Raw genomic sequence first — 23,295 nt, 5'->3', positions numbered from 1 at the left:
GGCAGATGGGCTGGGCGCGCGGCGGGTCGCCGCCGACTCCGTGGTTCAGGAGATGCCGAACTCCTTGCCGATGAAGTCGAACATCTCGTCGTCCGTGGCTGCGTGGAGTTCCTCCGCCACGGCCGCCGCACCTTCGGCGTCGGCGTCGGCCGCCTCCGGGCCTGCGGACGTGGCCCACTGGTCCAGGAGTTCACGCAGCCGCGAGGTGATGGCGTCTCGGCCTTCCGCATCGGTGTCCGCCGTCATCCCCAACGCCGCCCCGATCCGATCGAGTTCGGCGAGCATCCCGGTGACGCCCGCGCCGGACGGGGCCGCTTCGGCCTTGAGGTAGTCGACGAGTTCGGCCGGGGTCGGGTAGTCGAAGACGAGCGTGGGGGGCAGCCGCAGCCCGGTGTCCTGGCCGAGCCTGTTGCGGAACTCGACGGCGGTCAGTGAGTCGAAGCCGAGGTCGCGCAGGGCCTGGCCGGGCCGGACCGCGCGGGGCGAGTCCAGGTCGAGCACCGCGGCGACGTGCTCGCACACCAGGTCGAGCAGCAGCTTGCGCTGTTCGGTGTCGGTGAGGGGCGCCAGGCGTGCCGGAAGCCCCAGTTCCGCGGCCCCGGCGGGCCCGGCCCCCGTGCCCATGTCCGGTCCGTCGGCCGCCGCCGTGCTGGGGGCCGTCCGCCGGGCCGGAACCCGGACGAGCGAGGTGAGCAGGGCGGGCAGGGCGCCGGCCGCGGCCTGACTGCGCAGCTCCGTACGGTTCAGCCGTACGGGAACCACCGCGCTCTGGGAGTGGGCCGTCGCCGCGTCGAAGAGTCCGAGGGCCTCGTTGGTGGGCAGGGGCAGCACCCCGCTCCGGGCCATGCGGCCCCGGTCCGCGTCGCTCAGCGCGCCGGTGATCCCGCTGCTCTCGGCCCACAGGCCCCAGGCCAGCGATACGGCGGGCAGGCCCGCCGCGCGGCGCTGCTGGGCGAGGGCGTCCAGGAAGGAGTTGGCGGCGGCGTAGTTGCCCTGGCCCGCCGCGCCGAAGACTCCGGCGGCGGAGGAGAAGAGGACGAACGCGGACAGTTCCATGCCGCGGGTGAGTTCGTCCAGGTGCAGGGCGGCGTCGACCTTGGGCCGGAACACCCGGTCGATCCGCTCGGCGGTGAGGCCGGTGACGATGCCGTCGTCCGTGACTCCCGCGACGTGCACCACTGCGCTCAGGGGCTGTTCGGCGGGGATGTCCGCCAGCAGCCGGGCCAGGGCGTCGCGGTCGGCGACGTCGCAGGCGGCCACGGTGACGCGGGCGCCCTGCGCGGCGAGTTCCGCCTCAAGTTCGGCCATGCCCGCGGCCCTGCCGCCGCTCCGGCTGACGAGCAGCAGGTTCCGTACGCCGTGCCCGGTGACCAGGTGCCGGGCGACGTGGCGGCCCAGCAGGCCGGACGCGCCGGTGACGAGGACGGTTCCGGCGGCCGTGAACGCGGGGCTCACGTCACCGAGGGCGGCCGGGTTCTCGGCGCGGGCGAGCCGGGGTACGAGGACGGACCCGCCGCGTACGGCGAACTGTTCCTCGCCGGAGGCCAGCAGTGCGGGCAGCGCCCGTACGGAGGCGGCGTCGCGGTCCAGGTCGACCAGGACGAAGCGGCCGGGGTTCTCCGACTGCGCCGAACGCACCAGGCCCCAGATCGCGGCCTGTGCCGGGTCGACCTCCTTGTCGCGGTCCTCCTGGTCCCGGTCCTTGGCGACGACCGCGTTGCTGGTCAGGACGACCAGCCGGGTCTCAGTGTGCCGTTCGTCGGCGAGCCACCGCTGGAGCAGTTCCAGCGTCCGGTGCGCGGTCGTGTGGACGTGCGCCACGGGGTGGTCGCCGTCCGGGTGGACGTCGACGGCCGCGAGGACGACGCCCGGCAGTGCCGTGGGGCCGTCGGGGCGGGGGGGGTAGGAGACGTTCGTGCCGGAGTCCTCCAGGGCGGCGCGCAGACCGTCGTCGCCGCCGATGAGGGTCCACTGCTCTCCCGGTTCGCTCACGGGGGCCTCCGAGGTGCGGGGAAGGGGGGTCCAGTCGACGCGGTAGAGGGAGTCGTGCCAGCCGTGCTCCCGGCTCGCCCGGTCGAGTTGCTCCGTCGAGACGGGGCGCAGGACCAGGGAGTCGACCGAGGCCACGGGCCGGCCCGCCTCGTCGGTCGCCCACAGGGCCACCGCGTCGGCGCCGGCCGGGGTGATCCTGACGCGCAGGGCCGTCGCGCCGGTGCTGTGTACCGTGACGCCGCTCCAGGCGAAGGGGATCCGTCCCTGTCCGGCGTCGGGCAGCAGGCCGCCGAGACCGATCGCGTGGAGCGCCGAGTCGAGCAGCGCCGGGTGGATTCCGAAGCCCTCGACCCGCGTGCCGGCGGGCAGCCGTACCTCGGCGAACACCTCGTCGCCGCGCCGCCACAGGCCGTGCAGGCCCTGGAAGACGGGCCCGTAGCCGAAGCCGAGGCCGGCCAGCCGCTCGTACGCCCCGCCGGTCTCCAGGCGGTCGGCCCGGGCGGCGGGCCAGTCGAGGAGGTCGCGCGGCGGCTCGTCCTGCCCCTGGGGCCGCGCGTCCACCGACACGACGCCGGTCGCGTGGCGGGTCCACGGCTCGACGGCATCGGCGCTCTCGGTCCGGGAGTAGACGTCGACCGTGCGGTGCCCGGTCGCGTCCGGCCCGCCGACGACGGCCTGGAGCCGTACGGCCCCCTGCTCGCGCAGGACGAGCGGGGCGCCGAGGGTCAGCTCGTCCAGACGGTCGCAGCCCACCTCGTCGGCGGCGCGCAGCGCCAGGTCCACCAGGGCGGTGCCGGGCAGCAGGACCGTGTCCATGACCGTGTGGTCGGCGAGCCACGGGTGCGTGGCCAGCGACAGCCGGCCGGTGAGCAGGGCCCCCTCCCCGTCCGCGAGGGTGACGGCGGCGCCCAGCAGGGAGTGTTCGGCCGCGACGAGCCCGGCGGACGCCACGTCACCGGCGGGGGAGGCCGGTGCCAGCCAGTAACGGCGGCGCTGGAAGGCGTAGGTGGGCAGGTCGACGCGCCGGGCACCGTGTCCGGCGTAGAGGGCGGTCCAGTCGACGGGTGTGCCGTGGACGTGGAGTTGGGCGAGGGCGGTGGTGACGGCCACCTCCTCGGCGCGGTCGGCGCGCAGGAGGGGGACCGTGACCGCCTGGTCGTCCAGGGATTCCTGCGCCATGGCGGTCAGCACACCGCCGGGGCCGATCTCCAGGAAGGTACGGACCCCCTCGTCGGCGAGGGCGGTGACGGCGTCGGCGAAGCGGACCGCTTCGCGGACGTGGCGGACCCAGTAGTCGACGGAGCCGAACTCCTCCCCCGCCACCAGGCGGCCCGTGAGGGTCGAGACGACGGGCACGCTCGGGGTGCCGAAGGAAACACCCTCCACGACGGCCCGGAACTCGGCCAGCATCGGATCCATGAGCGGCGAGTGGAAGGCGTGCGAGACGGACAGCGCCTTCGTCTTCCGGCCGTCGGCCGAAAGCCGCTCGACCACCGCCGCCACGGCGTCCTCCCCGCCCGAAACCACCACAGATGACGGTCCGTTGACGGCCGCGATGCCCGCACGGTCCTCATAACCGGCCAGCAGTTCACGTACCTCGCCCTCCGAGGCCTCGACCGCGACCATCACACCCCCCACCGGGAGTGCCTGCATCAGCCGGCCACGCGCAGCCACCAGCCGCGCCGCGTCCTCCAGCGAGAACACCCCCGCCACATGCGCGGCCGCGAACTCCCCCACCGAATGCCCGGCCAGGAAGTCCGGCCGCACACCCCACGACTCCACGAGCCGGTACAGCGCCACCTCGACCGCGAACAACGCCGGCTGCGTGTGAGTGGTCTGGTTCAGGAGTTCCGGGTCCTCCCCGAACACCACGTACCACAGCGGCAGTTCGAGGTGCGCGTCCAGGGCGGAGCACACCGCGTCGAAGGCCTCGGCGAACACCGGGAAGGCCCCGTACAGCTCACGTCCCATCCCGAGACGCTGGCTCCCCTGCCCCGAGAACAGGAACGCGGTGCGGTGTCCGGCGGCGGAGGTGCCGGGCTCCGGTTCACCGCGTACGACGCCGGCGGCCGGGCGTCCGGCGGCGAGGGCCGTCAGGCCTTCCAGCAGGTCTTCGCGCCGGGTGCCGACGACCGCCGCGCGCAGCTGCATCGCCGCACGTGACGTGGCGAGCGACCGCCCGACCTCCGCGATGCCCAGGTCCGGGTGCGCGTCGAGGTGGGACGCGAGGCGCTGTGCCTGTGCGCGCAGGGACGGCTCGTCCTTGGCGGAGAGCAGCCACGGTACGGCGCCGGGCACGGGTGCGCTGTCGACGGCCGGAGCGGGCTCCGGGCTCGGCACGTGTTCCAGTACGACGTGGGCGTTGGTGCCGCTGACGCCGAAGGAGGACACGGCCGAGCGGCGGGGGCGCCCGTGCTCCGCCCATTCCACCGGTTCGGTGAGCAGCCGTACCGCACCGGAGGACCAGTCGATGTGCGGCGACGGCTCGTCGGCGTGCAGGGTCCTGGGCAGGACGCCGTGCCGCATGGCCTCGACCATCTTGATCACGCCCGCGACACCGGCCGCGGCCTGGGTGTGGCCGATGTTGGACTTGAGGGAGCCGAGCCACAGGGGCTGGTCGTCCGGCCGCTCCTGGCCGTACGTGGCCAGGAGCGCCTGTGCTTCGATCGGGTCGCCCAGGGTGGTGCCGGTGCCGTGTGCCTCCACCGCGTCGACGTCGCCGGTCGACAGCCCGGCCTGCGCGAGGGCCTGGCGGATGACGCGCTGCTGCGCCGGCCCGTTCGGGGCGGTGAGCCCGTTCGAGGCACCGTCCTGGTTCACCGCGCTGCCACGTACCAGCGCGAGCACCTGGTGGCCGTTGCGGCGGGCGTCGGAGAGGCGTTCCACCAGCAGCATGCCCACGCCCTCGCTCCAGCCGGTGCCGTCGGCGGCGGCTGAGAAGGCCTTGCAGCGGCCGTCGGCGGCGAGCCCGCGCTGGCGGCTGAACTCCACGAACGTGTTCGGGGTCGCCATGACCGTCACGCCGCCGACCAGCGCCATCGAGCACTCGCCCTGGCGCAGAGCCTGGGCCGCCAGGTGCAGGGCGACCAGGGACGAGGAGCACGCCGTGTCCACCGTCACCGCCGGCCCTTCCAGGCCGAAGGTGTAGGAGAGCCGTCCCGAGGCCACGCTGCCGGACGTGCCCATGCCGAGGTGCCCTTCGAGGCCTTCGGGTACGGCTCCGCCGAGCTGGGAGCCGTAGTCGTGGTACATGACTCCGGCGAAGACGCCGGTACGCGAACCCCGCAGTGTGGCGGGGTCGATCCCGGCCCGCTCGAACACCTCCCACGAGGTCTCCAGCAGCAACCGCTGCTGCGGATCCATCGCGAGCGCCTCACGCGGCGAGATCCCGAAGAACCCGGCATCGAACTCCGCCGCCTCGTACAGGAACCCACCGTCCCGCGCATAACTCGTCCCCGCATGATCCGGATCCGGGTGGTACAGCGCGTCCAACGCCCAGCCACGATCCGCCGGGAAACCACCCACCGCATCACCACCCTCCGCGACCAACCGCCACAGATCCTCCGGCGAACGCACCCCACCCGGATAACGGCAACTCATCCCCACGATCACGATCGGATCGTCGTCGGAAGCGAGCGGCGCCGGAGAGTGGTCCGGGGCGCCGGGCTCCGTACCCACGAGTTCGGTCAGCAGGGACCGGGTGAGCGCCTCGGGGGTGGGGTGGTCGAAGACGAGGGTCGCGGGCAGTCGCAGGCCGGTGGCCGTGTTGAGGGAGTTGCGGAGTTCGACGGCGGTGAGCGAGTCGAAGCCGAGGTCCCTGAACTGCCGGTCCACCGCGACCGACCGGACGGACTCGTGGCCGAGCACCGCGGCCACCTGGGTCTGGACCAGGTCGAGGACCACGGTGTGCCGTTCGGCGGCCGGGAGAGCCGTGAGCCGCTCGGCGAGCGAGGACCCCGTCGCGTTCTGGTGCGTGCCCTGGAGCTCACGCCGTACGGAGCCCCGTACGAGCCTCCGGAGCAGCGGGGGCAGTGCGCCGGCGCGGGCCTGCGCCTGGAGCGCTCCGGTGTCCAGCCGGACCGGGACGACCGTGGCGAGGGCGGAGCGGCAGGCGGCGTCGAAGAGCGCCAGGCCCTCATGTGCCTCCAGTGCGACCAATCCGGACCGGGTGATCCTGTGCCGGTCCGCGGCGGCCAGGTCGGCGGTGAGCGCGCTGGTCTTTGCCCAGAGGCCCCAGGCGAGCGACACCGCGGGCAGCCCGGCGGCCCGCCGGGTTTCGGCGAGGGCGTCGAGGAAGGCGTTCGCGGCCGCGTAGTTGGCCTGTCCCGCGCTGCCGAGGGTGCCGGCGGCGGAGGAGAAGAGGACGAACGCGGACAGGTCCACGTCCCGGGTGAGCTCGTGGAGATGGAGTGCGGCGTCGACCTTGGGGCGGAAGACGCGGTCGAGGCGCTCGGGGGTGAGCGCGGGGACGATCCCGTCGTCGGTCACGCCCGCCGCGTGCACCACACCGGTCAGCGGCTGGTCGGCCGGTACCGAGGCCAGGAGCGCGGCCAGTGCCGTACGGTCCGCGACGTCGCAGCGGACGGTCCGTACGTCGGCGCCCAGCGTGCGCAGTTCCTCGGCGAACTCCGGCGCGCCCGCGGCGTCCGGGCCCCGGCGACTCGCCAGCAGCAGATGCCGGACTCCGTGCGCGGTGACCAGGTGACGTGCGACGAGCTGCCCCAGCACACCGGAGGCACCGGTCACCAGGACCGTCCCCTCGGCTGAGAAGGCGGGGCGAGGGCCCGAATCGCCGGCGTCGGCCTCGGCCTCGGCCCGTGTCAGACGCGGGACGAGCAGCGCGCCGTCCCGGACCGCCAGCTGCGGTTCACCCGAGGCGACCGCGTCCGCCAGCCGGCCGGTGTCGAGGGCATCGGTGTCGATGTCCACCAGGACGAACCGGCCGGGGTTCTCCGACTGCGCCGAACGCACCAGGCCCCAGACCGCGGCCTGCGCCGCATCCACGCCGGCGGCGGTCGTCGGGGCGGCCACAGCCCCTCGCGTCACGACGACCAGCCGCGATGCGGCGAACCGGTCCTCCCGCAGCCATTCCTGGAGCACGGCCAGCACCTGCCGCGCGGCCGAAGCGGCCTCGCCACTGTCGGGCAGGCCCTGTACCGCGACGGCCACGGCTTCCGCACCGGGGGCGGTGTCCGGCAGGCTGTCGCACAGCACCACCCCCACGGGCTCCGCGCCCGGGGCGGGCTCGTACCGCTCCCAGTCCACGCGGAACAGCGCGTCCCGGAGCATCGAGGCGCTGCTCGCTCCGGCGAGTTGCCCGGGAGTGACGGCCCGCAGCGTCAGCGAGTCCACCGATGCCACGGGCCGGCCCAGCCCGTCGGCGATCTCCAGCGCCACCGAGTCCGGTCCGGAGGCGGCACGGGTCAGGCGGACCCGCAGCGTCTCGGCGCCGGTGCCGTGCACGCTCACGCCGCCCCAGGCGAACGGCAGCCGGCCGTCGTGGCCCGCCGCGAGGAACTCGCCCACGACCATGGCGTGCAGCGCCGAGTCGAGGAGCGCGGGGTGCACGGCGAAACCGGCGACCGAGGTGTCCTCGGGCAGCCCGACCTCGGCGAAGAGCTCGTCGGCCCCGCGCCGCCACACCGCACGCAGCCCCTGGAACACGGGCCCGTAGCCGAACCCGGCCTCGGCCAGCTGCCCGTAGCAGTCCTGGATGTCGACGGCGGTGGCACCGGCCGGCGGCCAGGCCTCGGCCGTCCCCGCCGAGACGGCGGTGTCCTCAGTGTCCGGTACGAGGAACCCGGTGGCGTGGCGGGTCCAGGCGAGCGCCGTTGCGGCCTCGTCCGGGGCGTCGGCACGCGAGTAGATCCGCACCGTGCGCCGTTCCGCGTCGTCCTCGGCCGCGCCGACCACCACCCGTACCTGGACCGCGCCGTGCTCGGGGAGCACCAGGGGCGCGGCGAGGGTGAGTTCGTCGACGCGACCGCAGCCGAGCTCGTCGCCGGCCCGGACGGCCATCTCCAGGAAGGCGGTTCCCGGCAGCAGGGTCACTCCGGAGACGGTGTGGTCCGCCAGCCAGGGGTGCGTGTCCAGCGACAGCCGCCCGGTGAGCAGCGACCCGGCACCGTCCGGCAGCAGGGCCGCCGCCCCGAACAGGGCGTGTCCGGCAGTGGCCAGACCGGCCGCGGCGACATCGCCGGGGGCGGCCGGTGCGTCGAGCCAGTAGTGCTCGTACTGGAAGGCGTACGTGGGCAGGTCGACGCGCCGGGCTCCGTGCCCGGCGTAGAGGGCCGTCCAGTCGACGGGTATGCCGTGGACGTGGAGCTGGGCGAGGGCGGTGGTGACGGCCACCTCCTCGGCGCGGTCGGCGCGCAGGAGGGGGACCGTGACCGCCTGGTCGTCCAGGGATTCCTGCGCCATGGCGGTCAGCACACCGCCCGGCCCGATCTCCAGGAAGGTACGGACCCCCTCGTCGGCGAGGGCGGTGACGGCGTCCGCGAAACGCACGCCCTCGCGGACGTGGCGCACCCAGTACTCGACAGAACCGAACTCCTCCCCCGCCACCAGGCGGCCCGTGAGGGTCGAGACGACGGGCACGCTCGGGGTGCCGAAGGAAACACCCTCCACGACGGCCTGGAACTCGGCCAGCATCGGATCCATGAGCGGCGAGTGGAAAGCATGCGAGACGGACAGCGCCTTCGTCTTCCGGCCGTCGGCCGAAAGCCGCTCGACCACCGCCGCCACGGCGTCCTCCCCGCCCGAAACCACCACGGATGAAGGGCCGTTGACGGCCGCGATGCCCGCACGGTCCTCGAACCCGGCCAGCAGTTCACGTACCTCGCCCTCCGAGGCCTGCACCGCCACCATGACACCCCCGACCGGAAGCGCCTGCATCAGACGACCGCGAGCAGCCACCAGAGCCGCCGCATCCTCCAGCGAGAACACCCCCGCCACATGCGCGGCCGCGAACTCACCCACCGAATGCCCCGCCAGGAAGTCCGGCCGCACACCCCACGACTCCGCCAGCCGGAACAACGCCACCTCGACCGCGAACAACGCCGGCTGCGCATGAGCCGTCCGATCCAGCGGTGCACGGTCCTCACCGAACACCACACCCTTGACCGGCTGTTCGAGGTAGGGATCGAGCGCGGAGCACACCGCGTCGAAGGCCTCCTCGAACACCGGGAAGGCCGCGTACAGTTCACGCCCCATCCCCAGCCGCTGGCTCCCCTGCCCCGAGAACAGGAACGCCGTCCGGTGCCCCCCTGCGGGTGTGCCGGTCGACGTCGCACCGCGCAGGAGCGCGCCGGGCGCGGGACGGCCCGAGGCGAGGGCGTCGAGGCCGCTCAGCAGTTCGTCTCGGCCGGTACCGACGACCGCGGTCCGGAGGTTCAGTGCTGCCCGGGAGGTCGCCAGGGACAGGCCGACGTCGCCGGGGCGGACCTCAGGGTGTTCCGTCAGGTGCGCGAGCAGGCGTACGGCCTGCTCGCGCAGGGCGGCAGGGTCCTTGGCGGACAGCGGCCAGGCGACCGCCGTGCCCATCGTGTCCCGCGTCGGCCCGGTCTCCTGCTCCTTGCCCGGCTCCGACTCCGTCGGCTGTTCTATGACGACGTGGGCGTTGGTGCCACTAACACCGAACGAGGACACGCCCGCCCGGCGCGGACGACCGTACTCCGCCCACTCCACCGGCTCCGTGAGCAACCGCACCGCACCCGCAGACCAGTCCACATGCGGCGACGGCTCGTCCACGTGCAACGTCCTCGGCAACACGCCATGACGCATCGCCATCACCATCTTGATCACACCCGCCACACCAGCCGCAGCCTGGGTATGACCGATGTTGGACTTGAGCGAGCCGAGCCACAGGGGCCGGTCGGCCGGCCGGTCCTGCCCGTACGTGGCCAGGAGCGCCTGCGCTTCGATCGGGTCGCCCAGGGTGGTGCCGGTGCCGTGTGCCTCCACCGCGTCGACGTCGCCGGTCGACAGCCCGGCCTGCGCGAGTGCCTGGCGGATGACGCGCTGCTGCGCCGGCCCGTTCGGGGCGGTGAGCCCGTTCGAGGCACCGTCCTGGTTGATCGCGGAGCCCCGTACGACGGCCAGCACCTGGTGGCCGTTGCGGCGGGCGTCGGACAGCCGCTCGACGAGCAGCATGCCCGCGCCCTCGGCCCAGCCGGTGCCGTCGGCGTTCGCGGAGAACGCCTTGCAGCGGCCGTCGGCGGCCAGCCCGCGCTGGCGGCTGAACTCCACGAAGACGTTGGGGGTCGCCATGACGGTGACTCCGCCCACCAGGGCCATCGAGCACTCGCCCTGGCGCAGGGACTGCGCGGCGAGGTGCAGGGCGACCAGCGAGGAGGAGCACGCCGTGTCCACCGTCACCGCCGGCCCTTCCAGGCCGAAGGTGTAGGCCACCCGGCCGGAAGCGATGCTGCCCGCGCTCCCGTTGACCAGGTATCCCTCGAAGCCATCGGGTACGACGGACAGGCGGGAGCCGTAGTCGTGGTACATGACTCCGGCGAAGACGCCGGTACGCGAACCCCGCAGTGTGGCGGGGTCGATCCCGGCCCGCTCGAACACCTCCCACGAGGTCTCCAGCAGCAACCGCTGCTGCGGATCCATCGCGAGCGCCTCACGCGGCGAGATCCCGAAGAACCCGGCATCGAACTCCGCCGCCTCGTACAGGAACCCACCGTCCCGCGCATAACTCGTCCCCGCATGATCCGGATCCGGGTGGTACAGCGCGTCCAACGCCCAGCCACGATCCGCCGGGAAACCACCCACCGCATCACCACCCTCCGCGACCAACCGCCACAGATCCTCCGGCGAACGCACCCCACCCGGATAACGGCAACTCATCCCCACGATCACGATCGGATCGTCGTCGAAGGCGACCGGTGTCGGGGCGTGGTCCGGGGCGCCGGACCCGTTCCCGAGGATCTCGGCGCGCAGGAAGCGGGTGAGGGCCAGCGGGGTGGGGTGGTCGAAGACGAGGGTCGCGGGCAGTCGGGTGCCGGTGACGGCGTTGAGGAGGTTCCGCAGTTCGACGGCGGTGAGGGAGTCGAAGCCGAGGTCCCTGAACTGGCGCTCCGGTTCGACCTGGTCCGGTGAGGCGTGGCCGAGCACCGTGGCGATCTGGAGGCGCACCAGGTCGGTGAGGACGCGGTCCTGTTCCGTCGCGGGGAGTCCGCGCAGGCTCCGGGCCAGAGCGGTGGCGCGGTCGGCGGCTCCCCCGGCCGGGTCGTCGCCCGCGGCCCGGACCTTGCGGACCGGGGCCTTGACAAGGCTGCGCAGCAGTGCGGGCACCTTGTCTTCGGCGGCCTGGACGCGCAGCCCCGCGTGGTCCAGCGGAACCGGGAAGAGGACGTCGTCGTCGGCCGCGCAGGCGGCGTCGAACAGGGCGAGGCCCGTGGCCGAGTCCATGGCGACGAGGCCCATGCGGCGGATGCGTGCGAGGTCGGCCGGGTCGAGCTTGCCGGTCATCCCGCTGCCCTCGGCCCACAGCCCCCAGGCCATGGACACGGCGGGCAGTCCGGCCGCGCGGCGCTGCTGGGCCAGGGCGTCGAGGAAGGAGTTCGCGGCGGCGTAGTTGGCCTGGCCGGCGCCGCCGAGGGTGGCGGAGACGGAGGAGAAGAGCACGAACGCGGACAGGTCCATGTCCCGGGTGAGTTCGTGGAGATGGAGTGCGGCGTCGACCTTGGGGCGGAGCACGTGGTCGACGCGCTCGGGGGTGAGGGCGGGGACGATCCCGTCGTCGGTCACGCCCGCCGCGTGCACCACACCGGTCAGCGGGTGCGCCGCCGGGATCGCGGCGAGCAGCGCGGCGAGTGCCTCACGGTCGGCGACGTCGCAGGCGGCGGTGACGACGTGGGCGCCGAGTGCGGTCAGTTCGGCTTCGAACTCGGCCGCGCCGTCGGCGGCCGGGCCCCGGCGTCCGGTCAGTACGAGGTGCCGGACGCCGTGCCGGGCGACGAGGTGCCGGGCGACGAGGCGGCCCAGTGTGCCGGTCGCCCCGGTGACGAGGACGGTCCCCCCGTCGGCGAACGTCTGGCCCGGTCCCTCCTCCCCGGCGCGCGCGGTCCGTGTCAGGCGGGGCAGCAGTACCGTGCCGCCGCGTACGGCGAGTTGCGGTTCGCCGGTGCTCAGGGCCGCGCGGACGCGCTCGCGGCCGAGGTCGCTGTCCGGATCCAGGCCGGGATCCAGGTCGAGGAGGACGAAGCGACCCGGGTTCTCCGACTGCGCCGAGCGGACGAGGCCCCAGGCGGCGGCCTGGGCCGGGTCGAGGGCTTCCCGTTCTCCGGGGTGGGTCGCGACGGCGTGGTGGGTGACCAGGACGAGCGGCGGCGCGTCGGGCCGGTCCTCGGCAAGGCGCTGCTGGATCAGCCGGAGCGTCCGGTGGCTCGTGGCCCGTACCTCGGCGGCCGTCCCGTCGGGCCGTGCACCGGTTTCGGCGGCCGGGTGGCCCGGCGTCACCACGTCGTACTCGGGCACGGGTCCGTCGGCCGGGGCGGTGGCCGGGGTCCAGTCGAGGCGGTAGAGGGAGTCGTTGCGGGGCTTCGCGGCCCGTCGGAGCTGGTCGGCGGAGACGGGGCGCAGGGTGAGGGCGCCGATCGTCGCGAGCGGGCGGCCCGTTCCGTCGGCGACGAGGACCGATACGGCGTCCGTCCCGGCCGGGGTCAGCTTGATCCGGATCGCGGGCGCGCCGGCGGCCTCCAGGTGGACGTCGCTCCAGGAGAACGGCAGCAGCCCCTGGCCGGTCCCGGACCCGGACAGCAGGCCGAGCCAGGAGGCGTGGAGCCCGGCGTCGAGGAGGGCCGGGTGGAGGCCGTAGGCGGTCGCTTCCGGGGCGGACTCCTCGGGGAGGGCGGCGGAGGCGTACAGGGAGTCGCCGTGGCGCCAGGCCTCGCGCAGGCCCCGGAAGACGGGGCCGTAGCCGAAGCCGAGGTCGTCGAGCAGGTCGTACAGGCCGTCCGTGGCGACGCGTACCGCGCCCTGCGGCGGCCACACGGCGAGTTCGGCCGAGGAGGAGGGCTTGGGCGGTTCGGCGGAGAGGGTGCCGCCCGCGTGCCGCGTCCAGTCCTGTGCGCCGGAGGCGTCCTCCGGCCGGGAGTACAGCTCCAGTGCACAGCGTCCGGACGCGTCCGGTGCCCCGACCGTGAGGCGGAGCTGGACGCCGCCGTGTTCGGGCAGGATGAGCGGCGCCTCCAGGGTCAGTTCCTCGATCTGCGCGCAGCCGGCTTCCTGCCCGGCCCGCAGCGCCAGCTCCACGAAGGCCGTACCGGGGACGAGGACGACTCCGGACACGGCATGGTCCGCGATCCAGGGGTGCGTGGCGAGCGAGAGCCGGCCCGTCAGCACGATGGCTCCGTCGGGGAGCACCACGGTGGCGCCGAGCATGGGGTGTTCGGTGTCGGCGACGCCCATCGCGGTGACATCGGCGGTCGCCGGGACGTGGAGCCAGTAGTGCTCGCGCTGGAAGGCGTACGTGGGCAGGTCGACGCGCCGGGCGCCGCGTCCGGCGAAGACGGCCGTCCAGTCGACGGCCGTGCCGTGGACGTGGAGCTGGGCGAAGGCGGCGGTGACCGCCACCTCCTCGGCGCGGTCGGCGCGCAGCACGGGAACGGTGACCGCGTCGTCCAGCACGTCCTGGGCCAGCGCCGTCAGGACTCCGCCCGGGCCGATCTCCAGGAAGGTACGGACCCCCTCGTCGGCGAGGGCGGTGACGGCGTCCGCGAAACGCACGCCCTCGCGGACGTGGCGCACCCAGTACTCGACAGAACCGAACTCCTCCCCCGCCACCAGGCGGCCCGTGAGGGTCGAGACGACGGGCACGCTCGGGGTGCCGAAGGAAACACCCTCCACGACGGCCCGGAACTCGGCCAGCATCGGATCCATGAGCGGCGAGTGGAAGGCGTGCGAGACGGACAGCGCCTTCGTCTTCCGGCCGTCGGCCGACAGACGGTCGACGACCGCGGCCACGGCGTCCTCCGCGCCCGAAATCACCACAGATGACGGTCCGTTGACGGCCGCGATGCCCGCACGGTCCTCATAACCGGCCAGCAGTTCACGTACCTCGCCCTCCGAGGCCTCGACCGCGAGCATCACACCCCCCACCGGGAGTGCCTGCATCAGCCGGCCACGCGCAGCCACCAGCCGCGCCGCGTCCTCCAGCGAGAACACCCCCGCCACATGCGCGGCGGTTAACTCGCCCACCGAATGCCCGGCCAGGAAGTCCGGCCGCACACCCCAGGACTCCACGAGCCGGTACAGCGCCACCTCGACCGCGAACAACGCCGGCTGCGTGTACTCCGTCCGGTTCAGCAGCTCCGCGTCCTCACCGAACACCACGTCCCGCAGCGGACGCTCCAGGTGCGTGTCCCCATGGGCACACACCTCGTCGAACGCGTCCGCGAACACCGGGAAGGCGGCGTACAGTTCACGCCCCATCCCCAGCCGCTGACTCCCCTGCCCCGAGAACAGGAACGCCGTCCGCGCCCCGTCGTTGCCGCCACCGGCGTCGGTCGTGCCGGTGAAGAGGTGGGGCGAGGCGCCGGCGGGACGGCCGTCGGTGAGGGCCGTCAGTGCACCGAGCAGTTCGTCGCGGTCGGTGCCCACGAGGGCGGCGCGCTGCTGGAGGGCCGCACGACCCGTGGCGAGCGAGAGGCCGATGTCGGCCGGGGTGGCGTCCTGGTGGTCGGCGAGGTACGAGCGCAGCCGGTCGGCCTGTGCGCGCAGTGCGGTGGTGTTCTTCGCGGAGAGCAGCCAGGGGACGGCCGTCATCGGTGCGGCCGGGGCGGCCGCGGTGTCGGGCTGCGGATCCGGCCCCGGCTCTTCCTCGGGGGCCTGTTCGACGATGACGTGGGCGTTGGTGCCGCTCACGCCGAAGGCCGAGATGCCGCCCCGGCGGGTGTGTGCGGGGTCGTCGGGCCAGGCCACGGCCTCGGCCAGGAGCTCGACCGACCCGGTGGTCCAGTCGACGTGCGGGGTCGGCGCGTCCACGTGCAGGGTCCTGGGGAGTTCTCCGTGCTGGAGGGCCAGGACGAGCTTCATGACACCGGCGACACCGGCGGCGGCCTGGGTGTGCCCGATGTTGGACTTGAGGGAGCCCAGCCACAGCGGTCGGTCCCCGTCGCGGTCCTGCCCGTACGTGGCCAGGAGCGCCTGCGCTTCGATGGGGTCGCCGAGCTTCGTTCCGGTGCCGTGTGCCTCGACGACGTCGATGTCGGTGGCGGTCAGGCCCGCGTTGGCGAGGGCCTGGCGGATGACGCGCTGCTGTGCGGGGCCGTTGGGGGCGGTGAGGCCGTTCGAGGCACCGTCCTGGTTGATCGCGGAGCCGCGTACGACGGCCAGGACCTGGTGGCCGTTGCGGCGGGCGTCGGAGAGGCGTTCCAGGAGGAGCATGCCGGTGCCTTCGCCCCAGCCGGTGCCGTCGGCTGCGGCGGCGAAGGCCTTGCAGCGGCCGTCGGCGGCGAGCCCGCGCTGGCGGCTGAACTCGACGAAGATCCCGGGACCGGACATGACGGTGACACCGCCCGCGAGGGCCAGTTCGCATTCGCCGAGGCGCAGTGACTGGACGGCGAGGTGGAGCGCGACGAGGGAGGACGAGCAGGCGGTGTCAACGGTCAGGGCGGGGCCTTCGAGGCCGAAGGTGTAGGCGAGGCGGCCGGACACGACGCTGGCGGCGCGGCCGGTGAGGAGGTAGCCCTCGACGCCTTCGGGGGCCTTGCGCAGGCCGGAGGCGTAGTCCTGTCCGTTGGAGCCGATGAAGACTCCGGAGCGGGTGCCTTTGAGGGTGGCGGGGTCGATGCCCGCGCGTTCGAAGGCTTCCCAGGTGACTTCGAGCAGCAGGCGCTGCTGGGGGTCCATGGCGAGGGCCTCGCGCGGGGAGATCCCGAAGAATCCGGCGTCGAACTCGCCCGCGTCGTGGAGGAAGCCGCCCTCGCGGGCGTACGTGGTGCCGGGGTGTTCCGGGTCGGGGTGGTAGAGGGAGTCGAGGGACCAGCCGCGGTTGTCGGGGAAGCCGGAGAGGACGTCCTTGCCCTCGGAGAGGATCTTCCACAGCTCTTCGGGGGAGGTGACGCCGCCCGGGAAGCGGCAGCTCATGGCGACGATGGCGATCGGCTCGTCGTCGGCGGGCGGGGTGAGGGGTGCGGCGGCGGGGCCGACCTGCGGGGTTCCGGAGATCTGGGTGTGGAGGTACCCGGCGAGTTCCGTCGGGTTGGGGTAGTCGAAGACGACGGTGGTGGGCAGGCGCATCCCGGTGGCGCCGGCCAGCCGGTTGCGCAGTTCGATCGCGGTGAGGGAGTCGAATCCGGTGTCGCGGAAGGCCCGTCCGGGTGCGATGGCGTCGAGGCCGGAGTGTCCGAGGACGGTGGCGGCCTGGGTGCGGACGAGTTCGACGACGGCCCGGAGCTGTTCGGTGTCGGACAGGCCGGCCAGCCGCTGGGCCAGGGCGGGGCCGCCCGTGGTGGCGGTGGCGGGGGTGCCGGCGGTGTCGAGGATGCGCTGGGCTTCGGGGAGGCGGCGCAGCAGGGGGTAGTCGCCGCTGATCGCGAAGGCGGGGACGAAGCGGTCCCAGTCGATGTCGGCGAGGGTGACGGCCGTGTCGTGGTGTGCCATGGCCCGGCGCAGGGCGGCGATGCCGAGGTCGGCGGGCATGGGGAGGATGCCGCGCCGGGTGAGGTGCTGTTCGGCGAGGTCTCCCATCATGCGGCCGCTGCCCCAGGAGCCCCAGGCGATGGCGGTGGCGGGGAGTCCCTGGGCGCGGCGCTGGTGGGCGAGGGCGTCGAGGAAGGCGTTGCCCGCGGCGTAGCCGCCCTGGCCGCCGTTGCCGACGACTCCGGCGATGGAGGAGAAGAGGACGAAGAAGTCCAGGTCGTGGGCGGCGGTGAGGTGGTGCAGGTGGAGTGCGGCGTCGACCTTGGGGCGCAGGACGTGTGAGAGGCGTTCGGTGGTCATGGAGTCGATGACGCCGTCGTCGAGGACGCCCGCGGCGTGGATGACGCCGGTGAGGGGGTGCTGCGCGGGCAGTGAGTCCAGGAGCCGGGCGAGGTCGTCGCGGTCGGTGACGTCGCAGGTGGCGATGGTGGTGCGGGTGCCGAGGGCGGTGAGTTCGTCGCGGAGTTCCGTGGCGCCGGGGGCGGCGGGGCCGCTGCGGCTGGTGAGGACGAGGTGGGCGGCTCCGGAGCGGGCGAGCCAGCGGGCGACGTGCGCGCCGAGGGTGCCGGTGCCTCCGGTGATCAGGACGGTGCCGTGCGGGCGTGGCAGGGCGTACTCGGGGGTGGGGGCCGTCGTGGGGGTGTCGGCGCGTACGAGGCGGCGGGCGAGGATTCCGCCGGCGCGTACGGCGATCTCGTCCTCCCCGTGGGAGTCGGCGAGGAGTGCGGTGAGGTGGTCGAGGGCGCGTGCGTCCAGGGTTTCGGGGAGGTCGACGAGGCCGCCCCAGCGCTGGGGGGATTCCGCGCCGACGACCCGGCCGAGGCCCCACAGTTGGGCCTGTGCGGGGTCGCGCGGCGGGTCGGCGGGGCCGGTGGAGGCGGCGCCGGAGGTGGCGCACCAGAGGGGGGCGCCGATGCCGGTGTCGCCGAGGGCCTGGACGAGGGCGAGCGTGGCGGCGAGGGCGGGCAGGACGCGGTGTCCGGGGAGGGTGTCGGCGTCCCCGGCGGTCGTGGCGAGCAGCGAGAGGACTCCGCCGACCTGGTCGGTGTCCGTTTCGGCCTGGCTGAGGCGCTCGGTGAGGAGCCGGGCGACGGTCTCGCGGTCGCTGTCGGTGGCCGGGTCGAGGGTGACGCGTTCGACGCGGGCGCCGCGTGCGGTGAGGGCGTCGTGGACGGCGGTCGTGTCGGCGCAGTCGTGGTGGGCGGCGGCGGTGACGAGCAGCCAGGTGCCGGTCAGCGGGGAGTGGCTGCCGCGCTGGGCCCGGGTGGCCGTGGGCGTCCAGGTGACGCGGTAGCGCCAGTTGTCGACGAGCGTGGTCTCGGTGGTTCGGCGCCGCCAGTGGGCGAGCCGGGTGAGCATGTGGTCGAGGGACGCGTCGGGGGCCAGGTCCAGAGAGCTGGTCAGGGCCTGGACGTCGGCGTTCTCGACGGCCGTCCAGAAGCGGGTCTCTTCCTCGCTGGGGGCGGCGGCGGTGCCGGTGGCGGGCGTGGCCGGGGCGGCGTCGAGCCAGAACCGGCGGCGCTGGAAGGGGTAGGTGGGCAGGGCGACGGTCCGGGGGCGCAGCCCCGCGAAGGCGGCGGACCAGTCGGTGGGGACGCCGCGGACGTGGGCGTCGGCGAGCGAGGTGAGGAAGCGGGCCGGTCCGCCGTCGCCGCGGCGCAGGGAGGCGATGACGTCGGCGGTGGCGCCGGCGGTCTCGGCGGTCTCCTGGAGGCCGATGGCGAGGACGGGGTGCGGGCTGCACTCGACGAAGACCTGGTGGCCGTCCTCCATGAGCCGGAGGACGGCGGGCTCGAACCGCACGGTGGTGCGGAGGTTGGTGTACCAGTAGGCGGCGTCGAGGTCGGCGGTGGCGACGGGTTCGCCGGTGACGGTGGAGTAGAAGGGCACCCGCGGGGGCTTCGGGGTGATGCCGGCGAGCGCTTCGGCGAGTTCGCCCTCGATGATCTCGACGTGGGCGGAGTGGGAGGCGTAGTCGACGGGGACCCGCTTGGCGCGGACCCCGTCGGCGGTGCAGGTGGTGAGCAGTTCGTCGAGGGCGTCCGCGTCGCCGGAGACGACGGTGGAGCGGGGTCCGTTGACGGCGGCGATGCCGAGCCGGTCGCCCCACCGCTCCAGGCGCCGGGTGACGTCGTCGAGGGGCTCGGGTACGGACACCATGCCGCCGAGTCCGGCGAGCCGGGACAGCAGCCGGCTGCGGAGGGCGACGACGCGGGCCGCGTCGTCGAGGCCGAGGGCGCCGGACACGGCGGCGGCGGCGATCTCGCCCTGGGAGTGGCCGACGACGGCCGCGGGGTGGACGCCGAAGGAGCGCCACAGTTCGGCGAGCGAGACCATGACGGCCCACAGTGCGGGCTGGACGACGTCGTCGGCGCTGTCGAGGGCGGGTGCGCCGGGTGCCCCGCGCAGTACGTCTTCCAGGTGCCAGTCCACGTACGGGGCGAGGGCCTCGCCGCAGGCGCGGATCCGCTCGCGGAAGACGGCGGAGCTGTCGAGGAGGTCGACGGCCATGCCGGCCCACTGGGAGCCCTGGCCGGGGAAGACGAAGACGACGCGGCGGTTCTCGGCGGCGGCGCCCTGGACGGTACGGGGCGAGGAGCCGCCGTCAGCCAGTGCCCGCAGGCCTTCGGTCAGTTCCGCCTCGGTGGCGCCGACGACCACGGCGCGGTGCTCGAACGCCGCGCGGGTGGTGGCCAGCGAGTGGCCGGTGTCGGCGGGGTGGGTGCCGGGGTGGGTCCGGGTGTGGGCGAGGAGGGCGGCCGCCTGGGCGGTGAGCGCTTCGGCGGTGCGGGCCGACAGCAGCCACGGCACGGGGCCCGCGGCGGGTGTTTCGTGCGCTTCCGGGGTTTCGGGGGTGGTCGGGGCCTCTTCGATGATGGCGTGCGAGTTGGTGCCGCTGATCCCGAAGGAGGACACCCCGGAGCGGCGCGGGCGGTGGTCCGTCGCGGGCCAGTCGACCGCCTCGCCGAGGAGGCGTACGCGGCCGGAGGTCCAGTCGATGTGCGGGGAGGGCGTACCGGCGTGCAGGGTCTTGGGGAGGGTGCCGTGCTGGAGGGCGAGCACCGTCTTGAGGACGCCCGCGATGCCCGCGGCGGCCTGGGTGTGGCCGATGTTCGACTTGAGGGAGCCCAGCCACAGCGGCCGGTCGGCCGGCCGGTCCTGCCCGTACGTGGCCAGGAGCGCCTGCGCTTCGATGGGGTCGCCGAGCTTCGTTCCGGTGCCGTGCGCCTCCACCGCGTCGACGTCGGCGGCGGTCAGGCCCGCGTTGGCCAGGGCCTGGCGGATCACGCGCTGCTGCGCGGGGCCGCTGGGCGCGGTGAGGCCGTTCGAGGCGCCGTCCTGGTTGATCGCGGAGCCGCGTACGACGGCCAGGACCCGGTGGCCGTTGCGGCGGGCGTCGGAGAGGCGTTCCAGGAGGACCATTCCGGCGCCCTCGGCGAGGCCGAACCCGTCGGCGTCGGCGGAGAAGGCCTTGGAGCGCCCGTCGGGGGCCAGTGCGCGCTGCTTGCTGAACTCGATGAACGAGCCGGCCGACGGCAGGACGGTGACGCCACCCGCCAGGGCCAGCGAGCACTCGCCGGTGCGCAGGGACTGGGCGGCCAGGTGCAGGGCGACCAGCGAGGACGAGCAGGCGGTGTCGACGGTGACGGCGGGGCCTTCGAAGCCGAAGGTGTAGGCGAGGCGGCCGGAGGCGACGCTCGCGGTGTTGCCGGTCAGCAGGTAGCCGCTGACGTCCTCGGGCGCCTCGTACAGTCGGGGCCCGTAGTCCTGGGTCATGGCGCCGACGAAGGTGCCGGTGCGGGTGCCGCGCAGGGTGGCGGGGTCGATGCCCGCGCGTTCCAGGACCTCCCAGCCGGTCTCCAGGAGGAGCCGCTGCTGCGGGTCCATGGCGAGGGCCTCGCGCGGGGAGATCCCGAAGAACTCCGGGTCGAAGTCGGCGGCTTCGTGGAGCAGTGCCGCTTCGCGCTGGTAGTAGCGGCCGGGGCGGCCGGGCTCGGGGTCGTAGAGGCCTTCGACGTCCCAGCCGCGGTCGGCGGGCAGGGCGGACACGGCGTCTCCGCCGTCGCTGAGCAGCTGCCAGAGGGCTTCGGGGGTGTCGATGCCGCCGGGGAGGCGGCAGCTCATGGCGACGATGGCGACGGGTTCCTCCCAGGCGGCGGTGCTGGTGTCGTCGGTGGCCTCGTCCTGGGTGCCGAGGGCTTCGGCGATGATGCGGCCGGTCAGGGAGCGGGGGGTGGGGTGGTCGAAGACGACGGTGTGCGGGAGGGGGAGGCCGGTGGCCTCGCTCAGCCGGTTGCGCAGTTCGACGGCGGTGACGGAGTCCAGGCCGAGGTCGCGGAAGGCCTGTCCGGCGCCGACCGAGGCCGGGTCGGGGAGGTTGAGCAGGGCGGCGGTGACGGAGCGGACGAGTTCCGTGACGGTCCGCTCGCGTTCGGCCTCGGGCAGAGCGGCGAGCCGGTCGTGCGGGGCGCGGCCGTCGGCGGCCCCGGCGGCGCGCCGGAAGGGGTACGTCGGCAGGGTCACCCGGGGGGCCTGGGCGTCCGGGAACGCCTGGGCCCAGTCGATGGGCACGCCCTGGACGTAGGCCTCGGCGAGTGCGGTACGGAACCGGCGCGGGCCGCCCTGGTCCCGGCGCAGGGTGCTGACGGTGACGGCGTGCCGGCCGGCGGCGGAGGCGGTCTCCTGTATCGCCGCGGTGAGGGACGCGTGGGGGTTGACCTCGATGAGGACCTGGTGGCCATCGGCGAGCAGGGCGTGGGTGGTCTGTTCGAAGCGCACCGGGCGGCGCAGGGCCTCGAACCAGAAGGCGGCGTCCAGGGTGCGGCCGTCGACGATGCCGCCGGTGGCGGAGGAGTAGAGCGGGGTGCGGGTGGCGTGCGGGGCGAGGCCGGCGAGTTCGGCGAGCATCCGGTCGCGGACGCCGTCCACGTGCGAGGAGTGGGCGGCGGCTCCGAGGAGGACGCGGCGGCAGCGGACGCCCTCCGCCTCCAGTACGGTGCGCAGTTCGCGTACGGCGTCGGTGTCGCCGGAGACGACGACGGACTCGGGGCCGTTGTACGCGGCGATGTCGAGCCTGCCCGCCCAGGGCCGCAGGCGGTCGGCCAGCCGGTGGCCGGGCAGGGTCACCGCGAGCATGTCGCCGCCGCGTGCGGCGAGTTCGGCCAGTGCGCCGCCCCAGGCGGCGGCGGTCCGGGCGGCGTCCTGGAGGGTCAGCGCGCCGGACAGGTGGGCAGCCGTGATGTCCCCGACGCTGTGGCCCGCGTACGCGGCGGGGCGGACGCCGTGGGCCAGCCAGGTCCGGGCGAGCGCGACCTGGACGGCGAAGGTGGCGGGCATGCTGACGTCGGGGGTGTCGAGGGCCGGGGCGCCGGGCGCGCCGCGCAGCACATCGGTGAGCAGCCAGCCGGTGTACGGGGCCAGGGCTTCCTGGCAGTCCAGGGTGGCGGTGCGGAACTGCGGGGAGGAGTCGAGGAGTTCGACGGCCATGCCGGGCCACTGCGAGCCGATGCCGGGGAAGACGAAGGCGAGGGGACCACCGGCGGCGGGGCCGGCGTGGCCGCGGACGGCCTCGGCCGCGAAGCCCCCCTGGGCGACGGTGGCCAGCGCGTCGAGGAGGGCGCCGGTGTTCTCGCCGAGGACGACGGCCCGGTGCGGGAAGCGGTGCCGGGTGGTGGCCAGCGCCCGTCCCACGGCGGCGGGGTCGAGGTCGGGATGTGCGGTGAGGTGGTCGTGCAGCCGCTGCGCCTGGGCGCGCAGCGCCTCGGGGCCGGCGGCGGACAGGATCCAGGGCAGGGGACGTTCGACGGCGGCGCCCTCGGGACCGGCCGGGCGGCCCTCGGGGCTGACCGGGCCGTTCTCGGCGCCGTCGGCCGTGGGGCCGGGACCGGGGGCTGTGAGCCGTCCGTCGGTGTGGAGCACGGCCCGCACCCGGTCGCCGTCGGCGAGGGCCCGCGCGAGGGGCTTGAGCAAGACCGCGCCGTAGCCGCCGGAGGGGGTGTCGGCGCCCTGCACGGCGGCGTCGGGCCCGGAGGTCCCGGACCCGAGGGGTCCAGCCCCCTGAGCGTCGGTACCGGGGAGCAGGACGTCCGGGCCCGCCGCCAGGGCCACGGCGCACTCGCCCCGGCGGAGGGCGGCGTGGGCCTCCCGCAGCGCGTGTGCGCCGGAGGGGAGGCGCCGGAGCAGCGGGGCGGCGCCGGGGGCGGTCCGCAGGACGGCGGCGACGGCGTCCGCCGCCTCGCCGTCCTGCGGGAGTTCCCCGCCGTCGGGTACGGCGAGGAAGGCCCCGGCGCGCAGGCCCGGTGACGCCGCCAGGACGACGCCGGCGTCCTCCAGGGCCTGCCACCACACCTCCCCGGCGGCGGGCCCGTACGGCAGGGCCCGGATCAGGGTGTGGTCCGCCGGGATACCGGTGGAGTCCGCGAGGAATTCCGTGTCGAACGCCTGGGGCGCGTCGGTCCCGCCCGGCGGGCGGTGCCCCGATCCGATCACCACGATCACGTCGTCGTCGTGTGCGCTGATCCCGGATCCGTCCGGCATCGAAACAGACTCACGCATTATGTGCTCCATCGACCCGTTGAACTACTGCCAATTTGCTGTTGCCGCAGCGCATTTCGGCGCGCGGGCATGCCGGGGGGACCCCGTGACGATTCG

1 protein-coding gene is annotated in these 23,295 nt (G+C 74.4%); it reads right to left on the bottom strand.

Annotation, left to right across the window (positions count from 1 at the left end):
* Window positions 1-45 precede the first annotated feature (45 nt).
* Complete coding sequence (locus OHA84_RS36145) at window positions 46-23,199, bottom strand: type I polyketide synthase (protein WP_266967302.1); 23,154 nt, start codon at window positions 23,197-23,199, stop codon at window positions 46-48.
* Window positions 23,200-23,295 lie beyond the last annotated feature (96 nt).

This window comes from Streptomyces sp. NBC_00513, from assembly GCF_041431415.1.
Taxonomy (GTDB): domain Bacteria; phylum Actinomycetota; class Actinomycetes; order Streptomycetales; family Streptomycetaceae; genus Streptomyces.
Note: the sequence above shows the minus strand (reverse complement) of the source record. Positions and strands in the feature narration are given on the sequence as shown.